At 60.1% G+C, this 21,795-nt stretch carries 13 protein-coding genes and 1 pseudogene; 10 read left to right on the top strand and 4 right to left on the bottom strand.

Annotated elements, in window-relative coordinates:
• Window positions 1-21 precede the first annotated feature (21 nt).
• Together HU727_RS26180 and HU727_RS26175 are read left to right on the top strand one after the other, a co-directional pair.
• A pseudogene (locus tag HU727_RS26180) lies at window positions 22-1,113 on the top strand (methyl-accepting chemotaxis protein); the annotation flags it as partial.
• The gene (locus tag HU727_RS26175) at window positions 1,090-2,019 is read left to right on the top strand and encodes a methyl-accepting chemotaxis protein (protein ID WP_437180432.1); all 930 of its coding nucleotides are present in this window, start codon (window positions 1,090-1,092) and stop codon (window positions 2,017-2,019) included. The pseudogene HU727_RS26180 and the gene HU727_RS26175, both read left to right, overlap by 24 nt.
• Before the next feature lie 190 nt (window positions 2,020-2,209).
• Here the strand turns inward: HU727_RS26175 and HU727_RS20900 are convergent, their stop codons facing one another.
• Together HU727_RS20900 and cra are read right to left on the bottom strand one after the other, a co-directional pair.
• Window positions 2,210-3,001 (bottom strand): TatD family hydrolase, encoded by a 792-nt coding sequence (locus HU727_RS20900; protein ID WP_186533632.1) that lies wholly within the window; start codon window positions 2,999-3,001, stop codon window positions 2,210-2,212.
• 3 nt (window positions 3,002-3,004) lie between these two features.
• Window positions 3,005-4,000 carry a catabolite repressor/activator gene (gene cra / locus HU727_RS20895; protein ID WP_186533633.1) on the bottom strand — a complete coding sequence of 332 codons (996 nt, stop codon included), beginning with the start codon at window positions 3,998-4,000 and terminating at the stop codon, window positions 3,005-3,007.
• Window positions 4,001-4,304: 304 nt separating this feature from the next.
• Here cra and ptsP point away from each other — a divergent pair, with 304 nt between their 5' ends.
• The 4 genes from ptsP to HU727_RS20875 all read left to right on the top strand — a co-directional run bounded on the left by ptsP (window position 4,305) and on the right by HU727_RS20875 (window position 11,565).
• Complete coding sequence (gene ptsP / locus HU727_RS20890) at window positions 4,305-7,166, top strand: phosphoenolpyruvate--protein phosphotransferase (RefSeq protein WP_186533634.1); 2,862 nt, start codon at window positions 4,305-4,307, stop codon at window positions 7,164-7,166.
• Entirely contained in the window at window positions 7,166-8,107 is a 942-nt protein-coding gene (pfkB, locus tag HU727_RS20885) for a 1-phosphofructokinase (RefSeq protein WP_186533635.1), read from the top strand. The genes ptsP and pfkB overlap by 1 nt, the downstream gene beginning before the upstream one ends.
• Before the next feature lie 11 nt (window positions 8,108-8,118).
• Window positions 8,119-9,852 carry a PTS fructose-like transporter subunit IIB gene (locus HU727_RS20880; protein ID WP_186533636.1) on the top strand — a complete coding sequence of 578 codons (1,734 nt, stop codon included), beginning with the start codon at window positions 8,119-8,121 and terminating at the stop codon, window positions 9,850-9,852.
• Between the two features lie 171 nt (window positions 9,853-10,023).
• Entirely contained in the window at window positions 10,024-11,565 is a 1,542-nt protein-coding gene (locus HU727_RS20875) for an alkaline phosphatase D family protein (RefSeq protein WP_186533637.1), read from the top strand.
• Between the two features lie 106 nt (window positions 11,566-11,671).
• Here the strand turns inward: HU727_RS20875 and HU727_RS20870 are convergent, their stop codons facing one another.
• Complete coding sequence (locus HU727_RS20870; protein ID WP_186533657.1) at window positions 11,672-14,200, bottom strand: PepSY domain-containing protein; 2,529 nt, start codon at window positions 14,198-14,200, stop codon at window positions 11,672-11,674.
• Window positions 14,201-14,434: 234 nt separating this feature from the next.
• Window positions 14,435-16,750, bottom strand: a complete 2,316-nt coding sequence (locus tag HU727_RS20865) for a TonB-dependent receptor (protein ID WP_186533638.1) — start codon at window positions 16,748-16,750, stop codon at window positions 14,435-14,437.
• Window positions 16,751-16,957: 207 nt separating this feature from the next.
• Between HU727_RS20865 and HU727_RS20860 the strand changes: the two genes are divergently transcribed.
• The 4 genes from HU727_RS20860 (at window position 16,958) to HU727_RS20845 (ending at window position 21,765) form a co-directional block, all read left to right on the top strand.
• Window positions 16,958-17,638, top strand: coding sequence for a Fe2+-dependent dioxygenase (locus HU727_RS20860; protein WP_186533639.1), 681 nt, complete (start codon window positions 16,958-16,960; stop codon window positions 17,636-17,638).
• Entirely contained in the window at window positions 17,635-18,378 is a 744-nt protein-coding gene (locus tag HU727_RS20855; RefSeq protein ID WP_186533640.1) for a tetratricopeptide repeat protein, read from the top strand. Before HU727_RS20860 ends, HU727_RS20855 begins: the two co-directional genes overlap by 4 nt.
• A gap of 243 nt (window positions 18,379-18,621) precedes the next feature.
• Window positions 18,622-20,841 carry an alpha-xenorhabdolysin family binary toxin subunit A gene (locus HU727_RS20850; protein ID WP_186533641.1) on the top strand — a complete coding sequence of 740 codons (2,220 nt, stop codon included), beginning with the start codon at window positions 18,622-18,624 and terminating at the stop codon, window positions 20,839-20,841.
• A 45-nt stretch (window positions 20,842-20,886) separates the two neighbouring features.
• Window positions 20,887-21,765: a hypothetical protein gene (locus HU727_RS20845; RefSeq protein WP_186533642.1), complete on the top strand. Its 879-nt coding sequence runs from the start codon at window positions 20,887-20,889 to the stop codon at window positions 21,763-21,765.
• Window positions 21,766-21,795 lie beyond the last annotated feature (30 nt).

Genomic DNA, 21,795 nt, shown 5'->3' with positions numbered 1-21,795 from the left:
CTCTATCCCGCCGTCTCGCTGATGAACCGTCTGAGCTTCGGCATGAAGTTCAGCCTGATCAGCGTGCTGTTTCTGGTGCCGATGCTGGTGACCAATTTCTATCTGGTGCGCGATTCCTATCGCGAATTTGAGGGCACCCGCGTCGAACTGCAGAGCCTCGACCTGCTGGGCAGCAGCCTGACCCTACGCCGGGATCTGGAAACCCTCAATAATCTGGTGCAGATCGACGTCACCCTCGGCCAGTCCGGAAAGGCGGGCAACGTTGAAGCGCAGATCAACACGCTGGAGCAAGCCGTTCTTGCACGCCTCGAAGGGCTGACGGCGATGACCGAGGATCCCGAACAGATCAAGCAGTTCGACGCCAAGCGCGACGAGATGATCGCCGCGTTCAAGGCTCAGCAAACGGAAAGCTCGCTGCAAAGCAAAAGTGCCCTGATTGGCAAACTGCTGGCCAGCGCGCAAATCTTCAGCCAGATCATCACCAGTCAGGCGGGTCTGAGTCGTGATAACCAGAGCGATATCCGTCAGCTCAGCGAGCTGGTGACGCTGATCACCCCGAGCGTGACGCAAGCCCTCGGCGAAGGGCGGGCGATGGGCGCTTATTCGTTGGGGCAGGGCTTTCTCAACAGTGCGTCCAGCACACGCTTTGACGAGTTGCTGGTGCAGCTTGAAAAGCTCCAGGCCGAATATGCGCTGAAATTGCAGGACGCTCTCGGTTCCAGCAAAGCCGCCCACGACTCACTCAGCGCCCAGGCCGATGTGAGCAAGGCGTCGCTCAAGCAGGCCGGCGAACAGTTCGAAGAACAGGTGGTCATGGCCGACACGCTTGATGCGCCATGGCAGGCGTTTTATGACCAGGTTACCGGTTTGATGGACAAGACCTACCAGCTCAACGAAGCCACGTTGAAATTCCTCGACACGCAGTTGCAGCAGCGACTGGCGCAGAACCGCACGCACATGATTCTGCAGGCAACGGCGCTGTCCGTCGTGTTTGTGCTGATTTTCTATCTCTACGGCGGTTTCTACGCCTCGACCCGCACCACCCTGAAAAGCCTGGGCGCGATGATGGACAAAGTCGCGGCCGGCGACATGACCGTCAACTTCAAGGCCAGCAGCCGTGATGAGCTGGGCGAGTTGGGCGAGGTGTTCAACGGCACGGTGAAGAAGATCCACGATTTGATTGAACGCGTGGGCCAGACCGTCAACGAAGTCGAGCGCCAGGCCGGCCAGGTGGAAAGTGTCTCGGCGCAAAGCAACCTCGCCGTGGCCGGGCAGCGCACGCAAATCGAACAGGTGGCAACAGCGATGAACCAGATGTCGGCGACGTCATTGGAAGTCGCCCGTAGTGCCGCGGCGGCGGTGAGCAGCGCCCACAGCGTCAATGAAGAAACCGTCAGCGGTCGTGGTCTGGTGGAATCGCAGCAGGGCAGCATTGCCGCGCTGGCCAGCGAGATCGATCAGTCAGTGATAGTGATCAATCAGCTCGCCAGCGACAGTCAGTCGATCAGCCGCGTACTGGAAGTGATCAAAAGCATCGCTGAACAGACCAACCTGCTGGCGCTCAACGCCGCGATCGAAGCGGCGCGGGCTGGCGAGCAAGGGCGGGGGTTTGCGGTGGTGGCCGATGAAGTTCGTACCTTGGCCAAACGCACCCAGCAGTCCACCGAAGAGATCGAGCAGATGATCGCCAAATTGCATGGCGGCGTCAGCGCGGCGGTGAAGGCGATGGGCGTCAGTCATGAGATGGCCAACGGCACGGTCGGGCAGTCGGAAAAGGTCCAGCAAGCGCTGGAAAACATCCTTGGCGCGGTGGGCATGATCGTAGACCAGAACCAGCAGATCGCCGCCGCTGTGGAACAGCAAACGGCAGTGGCCCACGATATCGACCAGAACATCGTCGAGATCAACCGCGCCGGTGAGCGCACGGCGCAGGGAGCGCACCAGACCGAAGATGCCAGCCGCGCGCTATCGGCTCAGGTGGTGGAGCTTAAACAGCTGATCAGCGCATTCCGCGTCTAAGCCGAACACACATCCCTTGTAGGAGCTGCGGAACGCTGCGATCTTATCAACTGATCGTTCCCATGCTCTGCGTGGGAATGCCTCTTCCGACGCTCTGCGTCGGCTATGGGACGCAGAGCGTCCCTTGCTGCATTCCCACGCGGAGCGTGGGAATGATCGGTAATCAAAAGATCGCAGCGTGCCGCAGCTCCTACAAGGGTTCGTGTAACCAGCCGAAGACTTCGCTGCAGTTGGCCGTGCTGGCGCTGGCGAGTTGTTCAGGGGTGATATTCATCAGCTGGGCCAGTGCCGCGCAAATCGCCGGCAGATGCGCCGGGCTGTTGCGCAGCCCGGGAAACATTGCCGGCGCCATGTCCGGTGAGTCGGTTTCCAGTACCACCGAGTCAAGCGGCAGTTCGGGCAGGACCCGATGCATGCGCAACGCTTGCGGCCAGGTCGGCGCGCCCCCCAGGCCCAGTTTGAAACCAAGCTTGATGTACTCCCGTGCTTCTTCACGGCTGCCGGCGAAAGCATGGATGATCCCGGCGCGTTTCAGTTTGAAGCGCTTGAGCGTGGCGATCACTGCTGCGTGGCTGCGGCGTACGTGGATCAGCGCAGGCAATTCAAAATCTGCTGCCAGTTGCAGCTGCGCTTCGAATAACGCCTGCTGCCGTTCGCGATCCAGCGTTTCGATGAAGTAATCCAGGCCAATTTCGCCCACCGCGCACAACTGCCGATGGCCGCGCAAGCGCGTCAGCCAATCACCCAACGCATGCAAATCCTCGGGACGATGCTGGTCGAGATACACCGGGTGCAGACCGAACGCCGCGTACAGATCGGCATCGCTTTGCACCAGGTCCCAGACGCGCTGCCAGTTACCCGCATAAACCCCCAGCACCACCATGCGGCGCACGCCCAATGCTCGGCTTTCGGCCAGCAACGCCGAGCGATCGGCGTCGAAGTCGGGGAAGTCCAGATGGGTGTGGCTGTCGATCAGCTCCACGATTCAGTCCCGGCGAATACGCTGCTTGAAGGTACGGGCAATGGCCTGCACGCCCGGCTTGTATTCCGACTGCTCGACGGCGGCCAAGGCCAGCTCCAGCGCTTTATCGGCAATCAATTGATGCTGCTGGGCCATGGCGTTGACCGGCAGCGGCAGGAAGTCCAGCAACTGCGTATCACCGAAAGTGCCGAGGCGCAGCGGTCGCGATTTCAGCGGGAAATCGTGCAGCGCATCGAACACGCCTTGCAGCAGTACGTAGGAAGTGGTCACCAGCGCATCGGGTAAATGCCCCAGACGTTGCAGGAGTTCTTCCATCAATTGCTTGCCGCATTCGCGACTGAAGGATTCCGCGTGTTCGATCAGCACTTCGCCTTCGAAATCGCTGAGGGCCTGCTTGAAACCGGCAGCACGCTCCTGACTGATGCTCAGTTCCGCGCGGGCGCCGAGCAGGACAATTTGCTTGAGCTGCGGATCGAGCAGACTCTGGGTCAGGTGCAGGCTGGCCTCGCGGTCGTCGCTGATGACCGAGCAGAAATGCTCTGGCTCCATGACCCGGTCGATGGCGATGACTGGCAGCCCCTTGGCCTGCAACTGATGGTAACTGTCGTCACCGGCCGGCAGGCAACTGGCGACGATCAACGCATCACAGCGGCGGGCGCGGAACAGTTGCAGCAACTGGCGTTCGCTGTCCGGCGCATCATCGGAGCTGGCGATCAGCAGTTGATAACCGCGTGCCCGCGCGCCTTGCTCCAGCAGCTTGGCGATCCGTGCGTAACTGGGGTTTTCCAGGTCCGGCAGGATAAAACCAAGGGTGCGCGTGTGCCGGCTGCGCAGGCCGGCCGCTTGCGGATTGGGCGTGAAGCCGTGCAGATCGACCACCGCGCGCACGCGCTCCACCGTCGCGTTGCTGATGCGTTGCTGTTCGGCCTTGCCGTTGATGACGTAGCTGGCGGTGGTCACGGACACTCCGGCCAACCGCGCGATATCACTGAGTTTCAACCCGGGATTTCCTTGTTTTTGCGAGCTTGCCGCAAGATTTTCGCCAATCCTACCCGATTCAGGCAGACGAGCATTGTCGCAGCGCATCCGACAAGTTGGACTTCAAGGATGAGACATTATCGAGTAACGTGCCGATCAATCTAGATTAAACGTTTCAGCAAGCGTATTTTCTACGTTTTAGACGCCTTTGGCCGGTTCGGCCGTGAAACCGCCAAAACAGCTGCTGAAAAGCAACGCTGCAAGCGCCTAAGCTGTGACCAACCAAAACAATACCTGGCGTCATCCGCGCCAAAAAGGAGATCGCATGCTCGAGCTCACTATAGAGCAGATATCCATGGGCCAATCGGCCGTGGATAAACCCGCTGCCCTGCAATTGCTCGCCAACCATCTGGTGGCCGATGGTCTGGTCGCCGAGGGTTACCTCGCCGGCTTGCAGGCCCGGGAAGCCCAGGGTTCGACCTTTCTCGGCCAAGGTATTGCCATTCCCCACGGAACCCCCGAAACCCGCGATCAGGTGTTCGCTACAGGCGTACGTCTGATGCAGTTTCCCGAGGGCGTGGATTGGGGAGACGGCCAGATCGTTTACCTGGCGATCGGCATTGCGGCCAAATCCGATGAACATCTGCGCCTGCTGCAGTTGCTCACCCGTGCGCTGGGCGAGACCGACCTGGGTCAGGCCCTGCGTCGCGCCAGTTCGCCAGAAGCGCTGCTGAAACTGCTGCAAGGCGCGCCGCAGGAACTGGCGCTGGATGCGCAGATGATTGGCCTCGGCGTATCGGCCGACGATTTCGAAGAACTGGTCTGGCGCGGCGCGCGTCTGCTGCGACAGGCCGATTGTGTCAGCAACGGTTTTGCCGGTGTGTTGCAGCAGGTCGAAGCGCTGCCGTTGGGCGATGGCCTGTGGTGGTTGCACAGCGAGCAGACCGTGAAGCGCCCGGGCCTGGCCTTCGTCACTCCCGACAAACCGATGCGCTATCTGGGTCAGCCGCTCAGCGGTCTGTTTTGTCTGGCCAGCCTTGGCGAGGCGCATCAAGCCCTGCTTGAGCGTCTGTGCGCGTTACTGATCGAGGGACGCGGCCACGAACTGGGCCGCGCCACCAGCAGCCGTAAAGTCCTCGAAGTGCTCGGCGGTGAGTTACCGGCCGACTGGCCTAGCGCACGCATTGCGCTGGCCAATGCACACGGCTTGCATGCGCGCCCGGCAAAGATCCTCGCGCAGTTGGCGAAAAGCTTCGACGGCGAGATTCGTGTGCGCATCGTCGACAGCCAGGACAGCGCCGTGTCGGTGAAGAGCTTGAGTAAACTACTCAGCCTCGGCGCCCGTCGCGGTCAGATCCTGGAATTGATCGCCGAACCGGGCATCGCTGCCGATGCCTTGCCGGCCTTGCTCGCCGCGATTGAAGAGGGCCTGGGTGAGGAAGTCGAGCCGCTGCCGGCCGTGAGCCAACAGCGCGAAGTCATTGCCGACATCGCCGAAGTCGTGGTTGCCCCGGCGTCCGGCAGCCTGCTGCAAGCGATCCCTGCCGCACCGGGCATTGCCATCGGCCCGGCGCATATTCAAGTGCAGCAAACCATTGATTACCCGTTGCGCGGCGAGTCCGCCGCCATCGAGCGCGAGCGCCTCTTCCAGGCTCTGGCGGATGTCCGCCGCGATATCCAAGGCCTGATCGAGCGCAGCAAGGCTAAAGCGATCCGCGAAATTTTCATCACTCACCAGGAAATGCTCGACGACCCGGATCTGACCGACGAAGTCGACACGCGTCTAAAGCAAGGCGAAAGCGCCGAAGCGGCCTGGATGGCGGTGATCGAAGCGGCCGCCAAACAGCAGGAGTCGCTACAGGACGCGTTGCTCGCCGAGCGCGCCGCCGACCTGCGTGACATCGGTCGTCGAGTGCTTGCGCAACTGTGCGGCATACAGACGGCGAACGAACCGGAGCAGCCGTACATTTTGGTGATGGACGAGGTCGGTCCGTCCGATGTCGCGCGTTTGGACCCGGCGCGAGTGGCGGGGATTCTCACCGCTCGCGGCGGGGCGACGGCGCACAGTGCAATCGTCGCCCGCGCGTTGGGCATCCCGGCGCTGGTCGGCGCAGGCCCCGCCGTGCTGTTGCTAAATCCGGGCACGCCATTACTGCTCGACGGTCAGCGCGGACGCCTGCATGTCGACGCGGATGCCGCCACCCTGCAACGCGCCGCCGAAGAACGCGACACCCGTGACCAGCGTCTGAAGATTGCCGCCGAGCAGCGTCACCAACCGGCGCACACCACCGACGGCCACGCCGTCGAAGTGTTCGCCAACATTGGCGAAAGCGCCGGGGTGGCCAGCGCGGTAGAGCAGGGCGCCGAAGGCATCGGTCTGCTGCGTACCGAACTGATTTTCATGGCCCATCCGCAGGCTCCGGATGAGGCGACGCAAGAAGCCGAATACCGCCGCGTGCTCGATGGCCTCGCCGGTCGGCCGCTGGTGGTGCGTACGCTGGATGTCGGCGGCGACAAACCGCTGCCGTATTGGCCGATCGCCAAAGAGGAAAACCCCTTCCTTGGCGTGCGCGGCATTCGCCTGACCTTGCAGCGTCCGCAAATCATGGAAGCGCAATTGCGTGCCCTGTTGCGGTCGGCGGACAACCGTCCGCTGCGAATCATGTTCCCGATGGTCGGGAGTGTCGAAGAGTGGCGTCAGGCCCGCGACATGACTGAACGTCTGCGTCTGGAAATTCCGGTGGCCGATCTGCAACTGGGGATCATGATCGAAGTGCCGTCCGCCGCATTGCTTGCGCCGGTTCTGGCCAGGGAAGTCGATTTCTTCAGCGTCGGCACCAACGACCTGACCCAGTACACCCTGGCGATCGACCGTGGTCATCCGACACTGTCGGCGCAGGCTGACGGCTTGCACCCGGCGGTGCTGCAACTGATCGACATCACCGTCCGCGCGGCCCATGCCCACGGCAAATGGGTCGGCGTGTGCGGCGAGCTGGCAGCCGATCCGCTGGCGGTGCCGGTGCTGGTTGGCCTCGGCGTCGATGAACTCAGCGTGTCCGGGCGCAGCATTGCCGAGGTCAAGGCACGCATCCGTGAACTCAGCCTGACCCAGGCGCAAACCCTTGCTCAACAAGCCCTGGCCGTGGGCAGCGCGAATGAAGTGCGCGCATTAGTGGAGGCCCTGTAATGGCCAAGATTCTTACCCTGACCCTCAACCCGGCGCTCGACCTCACCGTCGAGCTGACACGGCTGGATGCCGGTCAGGTCAATCGCAGCGAAGAGATGCACAGCCACGCTGCCGGCAAAGGCGTGAACGTCGCGCAAGTGCTGGCCGACCTCGGCCATCAACTGACGGTCAGCGGCTTTCTCGGCGAGGACAATCAGCAGGCGTTCGAAACGCTGTTCGCCAAGCGCGGTTTTGTCGACGCGTTTATCCGCGTGCCGGGCGAAACCCGCAGCAACATCAAAGTCGCCGAGCAGGACGGGCGCATCACCGACATCAACGGCCCGGGGCCAGTGGTCGATGGAGCCGCGCAACAAGCGTTGCTTGATCGCCTGCTGCAGATTGCGCCGGGTCACGATGTGGTGGTGGTCGCCGGCAGTTTGCCGCGTGGCGTCACCGCGCAATGGTTGCGTGAGCTGATTGAAAAACTGAATGCGCTCGGCTTGAAAGTCGCCCTCGACTCCAGTGGTGAAGCGTTGCGCGCCGCATTGCAGGCCAGCCCCTGGCTGATCAAACCGAACACCGAGGAGCTGGCCGACGCCCTCGGTTGCGACGTGGTTTCACCAATGGCCGAGGCGCAAGCGGCTGCACGCTTGCATGCCCAGGGCATCGAGCACGTGGTGATCTCCCACGGCGCTGACGGGGTGAACTGGTTCAGTGTCGGCTCGGCCTTGCACGCTACGCCGCCAAAGGTCAGCGTCGCGAGCACGGTCGGTGCCGGCGATTCATTGCTGGCTGGCATGCTTCATGGATTGCTCAGCGCCCACACACCCGAGCAGACCCTGCGCACGGCCACGGCGATTGCCGCGATGGCGGTGACCCAGATCGGTTTCGGCATCAACGACGCCGCGCACCTGGCGCAGCTCGAACAGGGCGTGCGCGTGCGCCCCCTGACAGAACAATAAGAGGGTTTGTCATGAAGTTAGCCATTGTTACGGCTTGCCCGAACGGCATGGTCACCAGTGTCCTCTGCGCGCGTTTGCTCGATGCCGCGGCGCAGCGTCAGGGCTGGAGCACCAGCGTGGAAGTGGTCGATCCGGCGCACCCGGAACGCGAGTTGTCGGCGGCGACCATCGAAGCCGCCGAGTGGGTGTTGCTGGTCGCCACCGGCGCGGTGGACATGACCCGGTTCGTCGGCAAGCGCGTGTTCCGGATTGCACCGGCGCAGGCGCTGCAGGATGTCGAAGCGGTGCTGCGTCGGGGGGCTGAAGAGGCCGAAGTCTACGTTGCCAGCGAGGCCGAGCCGGCTATCGATGCGCCGCGTGCGCCGCGCATCGTTGCCATTACCGCCTGCCCGACCGGTGTCGCCCATACGTTCATGGCCGCCGAAGCCTTGCAGCAAACCGCCAAGCGTCTGGGCTATGAACTGCAGGTCGAAACCCAGGGCTCGGTGGGCGCGAAAACACCGCTCAGCGCAACGGCCATCGCCGAAGCCGACGTGGTGCTGCTGGCGGCGGATATCGACGTCGCCACTGAGCGTTTCGCCGGCAAGAAGATCTACCGCTGCGGCACGGGGATCGCGTTGAAGCAGTCCGAAGCCACACTCAAAAAAGCACTGGCCGAAGGACAGCAGGAAAGCGCGGCGAGCGATGGCAAGGCTGCGGCCAAGTCTGAAAAAACCGGCGTCTACAAACACCTTCTCACCGGGGTGTCGTACATGCTGCCGATGGTGGTGGCGGGCGGTTTGCTGATCGCGCTGTCGTTCGTTTTCGGCATCACCGCTTACAAGGAAGAGGGAACGCTGGCGGCGGCATTGATGCAGATCGGCGGTGAAACCGCGTTCAAGCTGATGGTGCCGCTGCTGGCCGGTTACATTGCCTACTCGATTGCTGACCGTCCGGGCCTCGCGCCGGGGATGATCGGCGGCTTGTTGGCGGGCACTTTGGGCGCCGGTTTCATCGGCGGGATTATTGCCGGTTTCATCGCCGGTTACGCCGCCAAAGCTATCGCCCGCTATGTGAAATTGCCACAAAGCCTGGAAGCGTTGAAACCGATTCTGATCATCCCGCTGCTCGCCAGTCTGTTCACCGGGCTGGTGATGATTTACGTGGTCGGCAAACCGGTGGCCGGCATGCTGGCCGCGCTCACCCAGTTCCTCGACAGCATGGGCACCACCAACGCGATTCTGCTCGGCGTGCTGCTCGGCGGCATGATGTGTGTCGACCTCGGCGGACCGATCAACAAAGCTGCGTACGCCTTCTCGGTGGGGTTGCTGGCTTCGCAGAGTTACGCACCGATGGCCGCAACCATGGCTGCCGGCATGGTGCCGCCGATCGGGCTGGGGATCGCCACGTTCATTGCGCGGCGCAAGTTTGCCCGGACTGAACGCGAGGCCGGCAAAGCGGCATTCGTGCTGGGCCTGTGCTTTATTTCCGAAGGGGCGATTCCGTTTGCGGCGAAGGACCCGTTGCGGGTCATTCCGGCGAGCATCGCGGGCGGCGCGTTGACCGGTGCACTGTCGATGTACTTCGGCTGCAAACTGATGGCGCCGCACGGTGGGTTGTTTGTGCTGGCGATTCCCAACGCGATCAACCATGCGTTGCTGTATTTGCTGGCGATTGTCGCGGGTAGCCTGGTGACGGCGGTGGTCTATGCGCTGCTCAAGCGGCCCGAGGTTGTGGAGTTGGCGCTGGAACCCGCCAACGCCTGACACCCGCCAAACCCTGTGGGAGCGAGCCTGCTCGCGAAGGCGGTCTGCCAGCGACATCCAAGTTGACTGATACACCGCTTTCGCGAGCAGGCTCGCTCCCACAGGAGTCTGCGTTGTCATTCCGGGTTCATGAACCCATGCTTAAGTTTTCTCTTTTGCAGGGAGAACACCATGAGCGATTTCAACCTTGCTCGTCGTCGGGTGATGCAAGCGGTCGGCGCCGGGCTGTTGCTGCCGGGGCTGGCGCCGGCGGTGATTGCCTCGGTCAAGGATCGTCCGCAACTCACCGATGGCGTGCAGTCCGGCGACCTGCTCGGCGACCGCGCGATGATCTGGAGCCGCAGCGATCGCCCGGCACGCATGGTGGTCGAGTGGGACACCCGCAGCCTGTTCGGCAACCCGCGCAAATTCATTTCGCCACTGGCTGATGCCCGCACCGACTTCACCGCGCGCGTCGAACTGACCGGTCTGCCGGCGAACCAGGCGATTTTCTATCGCGTGTATTTCGAAGACGCCCAAACCGGGGTCGCCAGCGAGCCCTGGTTCGGTCATCTGCGCAGTGCGCCGACAGCAAAACGCGACATTCGTTTTGTCTGGAGCGGCGACACTGTCGGCCAGGGGTTCGGCATCAACCCGGACATCGGCGGCATGCGCATCTACGAAGCCATGCGCCTGCGCTTGCCGGACTTCTTTATCCACAGCGGCGACACCATCTACGCCGACGGGCCGGTGCCTGCTCAGTTGACCACCGAGAGTGGGCGCCTCTGGCGCAACCTCACCAGCGAAGCCAAAAGCAAAGTTGCCGAAACCCTCGACGACTATCGCGGTAATTATCGCTACAACCTGATGGACGAAAACATCCGCCGCTTCAACGCCGAAGTACCGCAGATCTGGCAGTGGGACGACCACGAAGTGGTCAACAACTGGTCGCCGGGCAAGCAACTGGATGAGCGCTACCAGGAGAAAGATATCCGCGCCCTGGTGGGTCGCGCACGGCAGGCGTGGCTGGAATATGCACCCATGCGGTTGCAGGCCGCCGACGGTGGCGGACGGATTTATCGCAAGCTGAGTTACGGGCCGATGCTCGACGTGTTTGTGCTGGATATGCGCAGCTATCGCCAAGCCAATGACGACAATCTGGGTGCGGCAAAACCGTTTCTGGGGCGCGAGCAGCTGGACTGGCTCAAGCGTGAGTTGAAGGCGTCCACCGCGCAGTGGAAGGTTATTGCGGCGGACATGCCAATCGGACTTGGCGTACCGGACGGCGAGGTCAGTCCTGGCGTCGCGCGTTGGGAAGCAGTGGCCAACGGCGACCCCGGTCCGGCGCAGGGACGCGAGCTGGAAATCGCCGAGTTGCTTGGATTCCTGCGCGCACAGCAGGTGCGCAACTTCGTCTTTCTGACGGCGGACGTGCACTACTGCGCGGCGCATCACTATCACCCGGATCGCGCGGCCTTTCAGGAATTCGAGCCGTTCTGGGAATTCGTCGCCGGGCCGTTGAACGCCGGCAGTTTCGGGCCAAATCCACTGGATAAAACCTTTGGACCCGAAGTGGTGTTTGAAAAGGCGCCCCCCGCGCAGAACACCTCACCGTTTGCCGGGTTTCAGTTTTTTGGAGAGGTGAATATCGAAGGGCAAAGCGGGGAAATGAGCGTGGTGCTGAGGGATCTGGATGGGGTGCAGGTTTTTGAGCAGAAGTTGCAGCCGGTCTAATGCTCTATGTAGGAGCTGCCGAAGGCTGCGATCTTTTGACTTTGGTTTTTTGAAACAAGATCAACGGATCGCAGCCTTCGGCAGCTCCTACAAAGTATGGGTGTTTTCAGTAAACATCCCGGCGATAGCGTCCGAGCTCAGTCAGCCGTTCGACTTCAGCGGCACCCAGCACCTCATTGAGCACCTGATCCACCCCCGATGCCATCCCTTGTAGACTGCCACAGACGTAAATCACTGCGCCTTCCGCCAGCCATTGCTTCAGCTCATCAGCCGACTCACGCAAGCGATCCTGCACATAGATCTTCTCGGCCTGATCCCGGGAAAACGCCAGGTCCAGCCGCGCCAGATCACCATTGATCAGCCATTCCTCCAACTCTGCGCGGCAGAGGAAGTCGTGCTCTCGGTTACGCTCGCCAAACAGCAGCCACTGCCGCTGCTGGCCGTCGGCGATTCGTGCCTTGAGCAAGCTGCGCAAGCCGGCCAGACCGGTGCCGTTGCCCAGCAGGATCATCGGCACTGGCTCGTTCGGCAGATGGAAACCGCTATTACGCCGCACTCGCAAGCTGATGCTGCCGCCCACCGGTGCGTGCTCGGTGAGCCAGCCGGAACCGATGCCGAGGCTGCCGTCGCTGTGCTGTTCCTGACGCACGATCAGCTCCAGCACGCCATCGGCAGCGATCGAGGCGATCGAGTATTCGCGCATGGCCAGCGGCACCATCGCATCGACCAGTGACTGCGCGTGCAGACCGACCAGATGCGCGCGGTGTTCCGGCAGTTGGCGCGAGGCCAGAGCGACGTCCAGCGGCTCGTCGAGGCCGTTGACCTTGACCATTGTCTCGCCCCGAATGCCAAGGCCGTCGAGGAAATGTTCGATAGCCCACGGGCAGTTGCGCGGCAGCACTTCGACCAGGTCACCGGCCAGCCAACTGCGGGTGTCCGGGGCTTTGAGGCTGAGCAGATAAACCGGCGCGCCGCTGCTGTCAGGGTTCATCAGTTCGCGGCGCACCAGCGTCCAGTTGTCGTAGCTCGGTGCTTGCCAGGTCTCGACCGGAGCCTGTCCGGTGAGTTGGCCTAGCTGGGTTTGCCAATGACGCAGGGCGTAAGGATCGCCGCTGTCGACTTCCACCGGGGCGAACAGGCTTTTGCCGCCATGCTCGCCCAGCCACTGATGAAGCCGTTTGGCAAAACCACAGAAGTGCGCGTATTGCCGATCGCCGAGGCCAAGGACTGCGTAGTGGAGGCTGTCGAGGGACGACGCTTTGGCCAGCACCTTGCGCTCGAAACCCCGCGCGCTGTCCGGCGCATCGCCGTCGCCGAAGGTGCTGACGACGAATAGCGCATTGTTCGAATCGCGCAGATCCTGCTCGGTGACATTGGCCAGCGGCTGCACGTTGACCGGCAGCCCGGCGGCCTGCAACTGGCCCGCCGTCTGCCACGCCAGTTGTTCGGCGAAACCGCTCTGGCTGGCGAAACCGATCAGCCACGCCGAGGCATCGTCTGAGGGTTGGGCGAGGCCCTGACGGGCATCCTTGATCTGCTTTTTCTTGCGTCGGCGGTCCAGGTACAGGAGCCATCCGGTAATGAAGAACAGCGGCATGCACACCGCTGCCAGTGTCACGATGATGCGGCCGACGAGGCCGAAATAGCTGCCGACGTGCAGCGCGTAAATGCTGGTCAGCAGTTGCGCCTTGAAGCTTTTGTCGGCGTAGCGGTCGACACGTTTGACGACGCCGGTGGCCGGGTCGAGGGTGATCTGATTCAGCGCGCGGTCGTGCGGCGAGCTGTCGAGCAGATAGAACACGGTTGCCGGTTGGCCGGCCACGGCGGGCATGCGGATGTTGTAGGCGGCAAGACCTGGACCGGCGGCGCTGTAGATGCTGCTCCACATCGCTGCGTAGTCGGCGGTCGGCGCCGGGCCTTCCGGCGCTGGTCCGCGGCCGCCGCGCACGCGTTCGTTCTGCGGCGCGTCGGACAGCAGTTTGGTCAGGCCTTTATTGTACCACTCGTACGACCACGACAACCCGGTCAGCGCCAGCAGCAGATAGACCAGCAGGCACCAGGTGCCAGCCACCGAGTGCAGGTCCCAATTGAACGCGCGGCCTTTTTTCTTCCAGTCCAGGGTCAGCCAAACACGCCAGCTGTGCCACTGACGTGGCCAGCGCAGATAGAGGCCGGAAAGGCAGAAGAACAGCAACATCAAGGTGCAGGCGCCGGTGATGTTGCGTCCGGTATCGCCCATGGCGAGGAAACGGTGCAGCTGCAGCATCAGGCCGAAGAAATCCTGGCCAGTGGCGTCGCCCTTGAACTCGGCGGTGTAGGGATCGAAGTAGCGCATCTCGCCACGACGCTCACCTTTGGGCGGAGTGAAGAAAACCCGCGCAGCGTGACCGCTGTCGGTTTCGACCCAGAGCATCGCGACCTTCTTGCCGGACGCGGCTTCGATGCGCTCCACCAGTTCAACCGGCGGCAACACCCCGGCAACCTGTTTTTCCACCTGCAGCACGGACGGGTTCAGCGCCCGCAGGATTTCGTCCTGAAACGAATAGGCCGCGCCGGTGATGCCCATCAGGGCCAGTACCAGCCCTGCGGTGATGCCAAAAAACCAGTGCAACTGGAACAGGGTTTTCTTCAACACGTCACTCGCCGTCCGTTCGGAAATTGTCATCACGGCGCGCATTATGCCGTGGGTTATCAAGAAGCGTTTTGCGTAACACACAAAAGCCCCGTTCAACTGAATGAACGGGGCCGAGCCTCACGGCACATTCTCTGTGGGAGCGAGCCTGCTCGCGAAAGCGGTGTGTCAGTCAGCATCGATGTTGCTGAAAGATTGCCTTCGCGAGCAGGCCCGCTCCCACATTTCTCACAGCAGTCAAAAGTGGAAATTGGTGCTCAACAGCGCCGTACGGCCCGCCGCCTGGTTGGCGAAGTGGGTCGAGAAGGCTTTGTCGTAATAGGTTTCGTCAGTCAGGTTCTGCACGTTGAGTTGCAGGTCGACGTTCTTGGTCAGCTTGTAGGCCGCCATCGCGTCGTAACGCACATACGAATCGACCATCGTGGTGTTGGCCGTACTGCCATAGACGTCGTCGACATAGAACGCGCCACCACCGATCGTCAGCTTCGGCGTGACCTGGTAAGTGGTCCAAAGGCTGGCGCTGTTTTTCGGCGTATTCGGCAAGTCGTTGCCGTCGTTGGCGCGACCGAATGGGCCACCGTCAACCTGTTCGCTGTCCATGAACGCGTAACCGGCGAACACCTGCCATTTGTCGGTGAGCTTGCCGCTGGCCGACAGTTCAAAGCCCTGCACGCGGGTCTTGCCGGCGTTTTCGTACGAGCTGGTATCGACCTGCACGCGTGCGTTTTCTTTCTCGGTGCGGAAGATGTCGGCGGTCAACGACAGGCGATCATTGAGCAGATCCCACTTGGTGCCGATTTCGTAGTTCTTGGTGGTTTCCGGCTCCATGTCGCTGCTCAGCAGGTTGCCACTGCGATCCGGTGTGCCACCCAACGGGTTACCTTCCTGGCCTTCGCCCAAGGTGTTGCCCGGCGGTGTCGCCGAGGTCGCGTAGGAAGCGTAGATGCTGCCGTTTTCCGCAGGCTTGTAGACCACGCCGAACTGACCGGTGACGAACTCGCTCGTGTCATCGCCCTTGGACGTGGTGCGGCCGGCGGCGTTGTAGGTTTTGTAATCGGTGTCGAAGTGGTCGTAACGCAGGCCCATGTTCACCAGCCATTGCTCGGACAGCTCCAGCGTGTCGAACACGTACAGCGCGTAAGTATCGGCCTGGGTATCGGTGCCGGCGTAGTTGCGCGAGATCGCACCGTTCCACGGATCGTTCGGGTTCGGGTTCGATAGCGAGGTGCAGTTGTAGCCGCTGGAGGCGCCGATCAGGCCTGGGTTGCAGTTGGTGGTAACAGCACCGGTGCGTGGCGTGGTGTCAGTGTTGACGTTGTACGAGGATTTCTCGCTCTGCTCGCGGGTGTATTCGACACCGGTCGAGAAGCTGTTCTTGAAACCGGCGACATAGAACGTGCCGAACAGGTCGGTCTGGTTGGTCGTGGTTTCGGTGTTGCTCACGCGGGTATTGGCCCGGCGCCAGACCGTGCCGTTGTTGACGTTGCCCTTGCTGTCGTCCGGCTGGGTGAGGATGTAATCCTGCATGCTGGTGCCGTGACGCAGGGTGTTTTTGATCGTCAGCGAATCGCTAAGGTCATGTTCGATGGCGAAGGTCGCGGTGTCGGTGCGGCCCTTGCGGAAATCGCGGTCCAGACCGTAGAAGTTTTCGTGATCGCCGCCGGCGTACGGCTTGTCCGGGTTGGACTTGGTGCGTGCCGCCGAACCACTGGTTGGAATGGTGTAGGGAATGCCGGAATCCGGCGTGTCGTTGCTTTCCAGATGGTAGTAGTCGAGGTTGACGCGGGTGTCGGTGCCCAGGCCGAACGCCAGAGACGGCGCGATACCCCAGCGGTCGTAGTCGACCTTGTCGCGACCGGCGACGTTGCTTTCGTGGCTCATCAGGTTGAGACGGCCGGCAGCGCTGTCGCTGAACTGGTAGTTGCCGTCGAGGGTGTAGCGCTGGGTCTGATCGGAGCCGTAGGTGAAGCCGCCGTCGAACGAATTGCCCAGGTGCGCTTTCTTGCTCACCAGGTTGATGCTGCCGCCAGCCGCGCCGCGACCGCCGATGGCGGAGTTCGGGCCCTTGCTGACTTCGATGTTTTCGACGGCGAAGATTTCGCGGCTCTGCGCACCGGTGTCGCGCACGCCATCCAGATAAGTATCGCCCTGGGCGTCAAAACCACGGATGAATGGACGGTCGCCCTGCGGGTTGCCGCCTTCACCGGCGCCGAAAGTGATGCCCGGCACAGTGCGCAGCGCATCCTGCATGTTGAGGGCGCCGGTGTCCTTGAGCACTTGTTGCGGGATCACTGTGACCGAGCGCGGTGTGTCGACCAGCGGCGCGGTGTACTTGGGCGAGGAGGCTTTTTCGACCTGGTAGGAGGTCGGGTCCTGAGCTTCGCCGGTGATGGCGGTGGCGTCCAGGGCGATGGCATTGCCGGAGGCCTTGCTCTCGGTTTTTTCCGCCGCGAACACCATCTGGCCAGCGGAGCCGGCGGTGATTGCGACACCGATTGCCGAGGCGAGCAGACGTGGTGAACTGACCGGTAATTGTGCGTGCTGACGTGCCATTTTTATTCCCCTCCCCAAGGATTTGAGGCGGCGGAATATAGGGTAAACAGGTATTCGTATCAATTGCGAAACATTGTTATTCGCATTGAATTTACATTCTTTACAATTTGCCCTTACGGTTTTCGCCCGTTCATTCGTCTTGCGGGTTTTACACGGTCAATAAGAATCAATACCATTGCCGCCTCTTTGCCATCAGGTGACATCGCCATGCTGCTGCACATTCCCGGGCTGTTTGCAAAAGACGAAGTGCAGCGCATTCGCCAGGCGCTGGAGCAGGCAGACTGGGCTGATGGCAAGATCACCGCCGGCTTCCAGTCGGCCAAGGCCAAGCACAACCTGCAACTGCCCGAAGGTCATCCATTGGCCAAGGAAATCGGTGCGGCGATGCTTGAGCGGTTGTGGAAAAACTCACTGTTCATGTCCGCCGCGCTGCCGCACAAGGTCTTCCCGCCGTTAGTGAACTGTTACACGGCGGGCGGCAGTTTCGATTTCCATATCGACAACGCCGTGCGCCAGCCCAAAGGCAGCATCGAACGAGTGCGCACCGATCTGTCGGCCACACTGTTTTTCAGCGAACCCGAGGATTACGACGGCGGTGAGCTGGAGATCCAGGACACTTACGGCACCCAGCGAGTGAAGCTACCGGCCGGCGACATGGTGTTGTATCCCGGCACCAGTTTGCACAAGGTCAATGCCGTCACTCGCGGCGCGCGTTATGCGTCGTTCTTCTGGACGCAAAGCCTGGTGCGCGAAGACAGCCAGCGCGCCTTGCTGTTCGAAATGGACGGCGCGATTCAGCAGCTGACCCGAGACGTCCCCGATCATCCTTCGCTGATCCGCCTTACCGGCACTTATCACAACCTGCTGCGCCGTTGGGTCGAGGTATGAGTTTCCAGCTGCGCCGCGAAGAAGTCCTCGACAGTGAACAGCTGCGCGCCATGCTAGCCGAAAGTCCCGCCCGCGCGGCGCAGGCTATTTTACTGGCGGCGGGCGAGGGCGTTGTCGAGGCGCAGGCGTTGCTGGGGCAGATTTTGCTGGATGGCCAAGGCATCGCCCAGGATCAGCCATTGGCGCTGCGCTGGTTCGCTATTGCCGCCGGGCGAGGACATCTGATGGCGCGCAACATGCTCGGCCGTTGCCATGAACAAGGCTGGGGCTGTGCGGCGGATGCCTCGGTCGCGGCGCGGCATTATCGAATCGCCGCCGCGGCAGGTCTGGATTGGGCGATGTACAACCTGGCCAATCTGCTGGCAACGGGGCGTGGAGTAGCCGAGAACCAGAGAGAGGCCCTGGCCTTGTATCGCCGCGCTGCCGAATCGGGGCATGCCAAATCGATGAATCTGTTGGGGCGGTATCTGGAAGAGGGGCGCTATTGCCCGCAAGACCTGCCAGCGGCGCGTGACTGGTATCGCCGAGCGGCCGAGGGCGGCGACTTTCGTGGGCAGTTCAGTCACGCCGCGATGCTTGCTGATGAAGGGCGCATCGATGACGCGCTCGGCTGGCTGCGCAAGGCACTGGATACGGGCAATGTGAATTTCCTGCGAGTCGCCAGTGTGTCCTTGTTGAATGCTCGACATCCGAAAATTCGCGCAATGGCCGAAGCTTATAAGTTACGGCTGCCAGAATAAGTTGTCCTGTGGTGATTCATTTCTCGGATGATCAATGCAATAAAGTTCGCTGGATTGTTATTCGATAACAGGATGGTTGATTGGGTTGTCTTGATTGCTAATGTTTTAGTACTTGTTCGTTCTTGCATTGTTGTCTTAAGGTTATTTTGCGATGGCAGCGCTTAAGTTGCAATCGGTTGCTCAATAATGTCGTGTTTCTAAAATGACTTTTATTAAATATCCGAAGAAGACAAGGAGTCTCTTATGGAATTCAAGATGGATGGCAAGATTGTCGAGGCCGCCGCAAAGGCGCCTCGGGTGTTTGTAAGTGCTTCGCTCGGCGAGGGTGAAGAATATAACCGGGAAACCGGTATTCAATTGACCAAAGAGCAGATCATTAGCCTGCGCAAATATGAAGTTCTGGGGCTGTCGCTGCCCATTCTGCTGGCGGATGTCGTCAGCTATCTAAACTATGGCGCCGGGGATGCAGGGGGGGTTGGTCTTAAGGCAGCGGACTTTTTGCGCACATTCACCTACACCTACGCCCATGCCAAACGCTGGTCGCCGTTGCGTGAAAAAATCATGCTCACTGGCACTGACCTCAAGATTTTTGCCGGCAGTATTATTCGCACGGGTAGAGGCATCGTAGAAATTTACGAGGATCTGAAGGCCTCCAGATATCTGGAAGAATACGATATCAATACGCCGCAAGAGTATCTGAAACTCAAGCTCACGCTGCCAAATCTTCCTGACCTGGGCTTGCCGTCGGGTGATGTCCCAGAAATAAAGGCCTACCTCAACGACATGCTGACCAAAGTCAAGCAGTGTCACGAGAAGGCCGAGGACGTGAGATCCGAACTTGATAGTTTCGGCGCCGACATGCGCGAGATCGTGCTGCCCGAGATCAGGCTGCGACTGGAGTTTGTGTCGCGCAATACTTATCAGGCAGATATTCAGGCTCTGCAGAACGAAATCGACCAGCGCTCGAAAGAAATCGATGAACTGAACAAGCAATATGATCAGTTGGTTCAGGAAGCTATCAAGGCAGCAGCGACACTGAATATCGGCGGTTTGATTCTCGGTATCTACCAAGGCGTGAAGGCTGAAAATATTCGCCAGGAGCGAAACAGGTTGAAGGCAGAGCAACAGGCTTCCAATCTTCTAATGGCTAGTAAAAACCAAACGCTGAGTTCCCTGAACAAAGTTCGCGATGATTTGCAGAACCTGAGCTATGTAGCGATTGAGGCCGAAGTCGCCACGCAGAATCTGATGCTGGTATGGAATGCGCTAAGTACCTATATCAGTGCGTCTGTTAAAGAAGTTGAGTCGATTGAGGAGGCAACTTCCTTGAGAAAGTTCAAGAACCAGATTCTCGGTATTATTGAGCCGTGGGAACAGATAAAGACAAGTTCTGATCAGCTGTTGGGCGTGTTTGCGGCGGCAGATAAAGAGTATGGAAGCAGTTTCACGATGTTCAGGAGTAAAGCAGTGAGTCTTTCGCTAATTAATCATCCAGCCGCTTCGGACTTTGACGTCGCAGCTTTACGTGCCCACGCTGCGGCCATTCAAACAAGCAATGTCACCGCACGAATGCTCGGTGCACAGTTCGATTATCTGCCAGGTACCGTTCGCACAATGGATGGGCTGGCGGCCGCTATCCAAAAAGCTACCTTTGAACTTCGTAATCAGGCCCAGACAACGGGCATCCATTTGGAGCGTTCGCTGAGAAAGCTGGAAATGGCGCAGGGCGAACTTCGCGACTACCCGGAAGATGCGGACGAGATTCGAGAGGAAATGGGAAGCGAACTCAAGAATGTAGCGACGATAGTCTCAGAGCACGCGGACGATTTGAAGGTGACGCACAACGGCTTGAGCACCGCGTATGACCGATTGGCCTCTGCGCGATGGATCGTGACGCTGCAGCAGGATCGGAGTTTCACCGACACGCTGAAAATCAAAGCCGAAGAAAAAGTCGTCGACCTTGAAGAACAGATGAAGTCGGTATCGGAAGCTATCGACCTGCTCGCAAAAGCCGGGGTGGAGAAATTCGGTCAGGAGGCCCAGTTGACGCTGGATAACCTCAAGGCACTTGGATTGGCGCCACCGCAGGTTCAAGTTGCACTGTTAGCGATTGATACCCTGAAAAAGCTGATCTCGGGTATTGGTGATGCAATTTCTTATCTGAACATGCTGGCGGCTTACAACCAACTCAAAGATAAGGCGGGTGGACTGAGGACGCAGGCGAAGCGGCACGTCAACGAACTTGCCCAGATCGACGGAAAGATTTCTCTGGTGGAAGTCCTCGACCAACTGGACGAAGAGCGCTGGGTTTACGTGAATGAATTCTCGAGTCTGGTGGCCGTCGTTGAGTCCTTTGCCCGAGACTTCAAACAAGACACGTCGCAACCTGTCGAGCAACGAACTGTCGCCGCAATAGCCCGGGTGGGTGACGTAGTCAAGTATCTGACAACCATTCAATCTTAAGGAGTCTGGGGCGGTGAGCCTGGCGCTCATCGCCTCCCAATTGTCATGATTACACTTGCCTGCGAATTATCTGCCGCGCAACGGCGGGTGCTGGATCGCTATACCGTTTTGCTGGGTTCCCTGGTGCCATTGCACGATAAGGTTTCCATGGTGTTTGAGCGTCGTCGAAGGAGCGGTCATGGACTTTCATGGATAGCCTATGACTCCCGGTTGAACCAGGCCGTCTTTGATGAGCGATACCTGAAAGCATTATGGGAACGTATCGAAAGCGTCCGAAAGCCAACCAGAATTTTAGTCGAAGAGTTGGCGAAATTTGCTCAAGAGTCTCTGGAATTAACCTTGCGAACATCACGCAATCATCCGCTTGATCAAGTGGCTGTAGGAGTCTTCAGCCTGTCCCGCTCAGCCATTTGGAACTCACGCCCGCCAACGTCTGTAAGGCAAATGGTGCATGGGTTGGGCAGTCTTTTTTTTGATTTGGGAGGGCATTACGACCCGATAAAATTCAAATTGCTGGGGATGCAGGAATTTTCGTTCGGGCTCCATGCGATATTCACCAGGGCAATGGGCTTTCCCTCTTGTAACTGTCATCAGCAACCGTCAGCCGGGCAAGAGTTGTTCAAAGAGACGGGCACCACTCCGGTTTGGGATATTACCTACTCTTCATCAGATCCTGTGATCAAGGCGCGGGAATACGAAAGTGACGTTACGAAGTTATTCAAGGACTTTGTTTTATTGAGCACCCAAATGAGCGTCTTTGCCGAAGAAATGAAGCGGCGAACGGATGACGCTAGAAGCGATCTGTTGGAAACGACCGATATGTCCACCTTGGGTAGACTGAATTTTAAACTGGGAATCGTTCGGGAAGGCGTCGAAGAGCTGTTGAGGATGCTGGATCATCTCGAGGCGTGGTTGCGAAAATAAAAAAGGCCCATGTAGATGGGCCTTTCAGCT

It is taken from the genome of Pseudomonas khorasanensis (assembly GCF_014268505.2).
Lineage (GTDB): Bacteria > Pseudomonadota > Gammaproteobacteria > Pseudomonadales > Pseudomonadaceae > Aquipseudomonas > Aquipseudomonas khorasanensis.
This window is presented reverse-complemented; position numbering and strand designations above follow the sequence as displayed.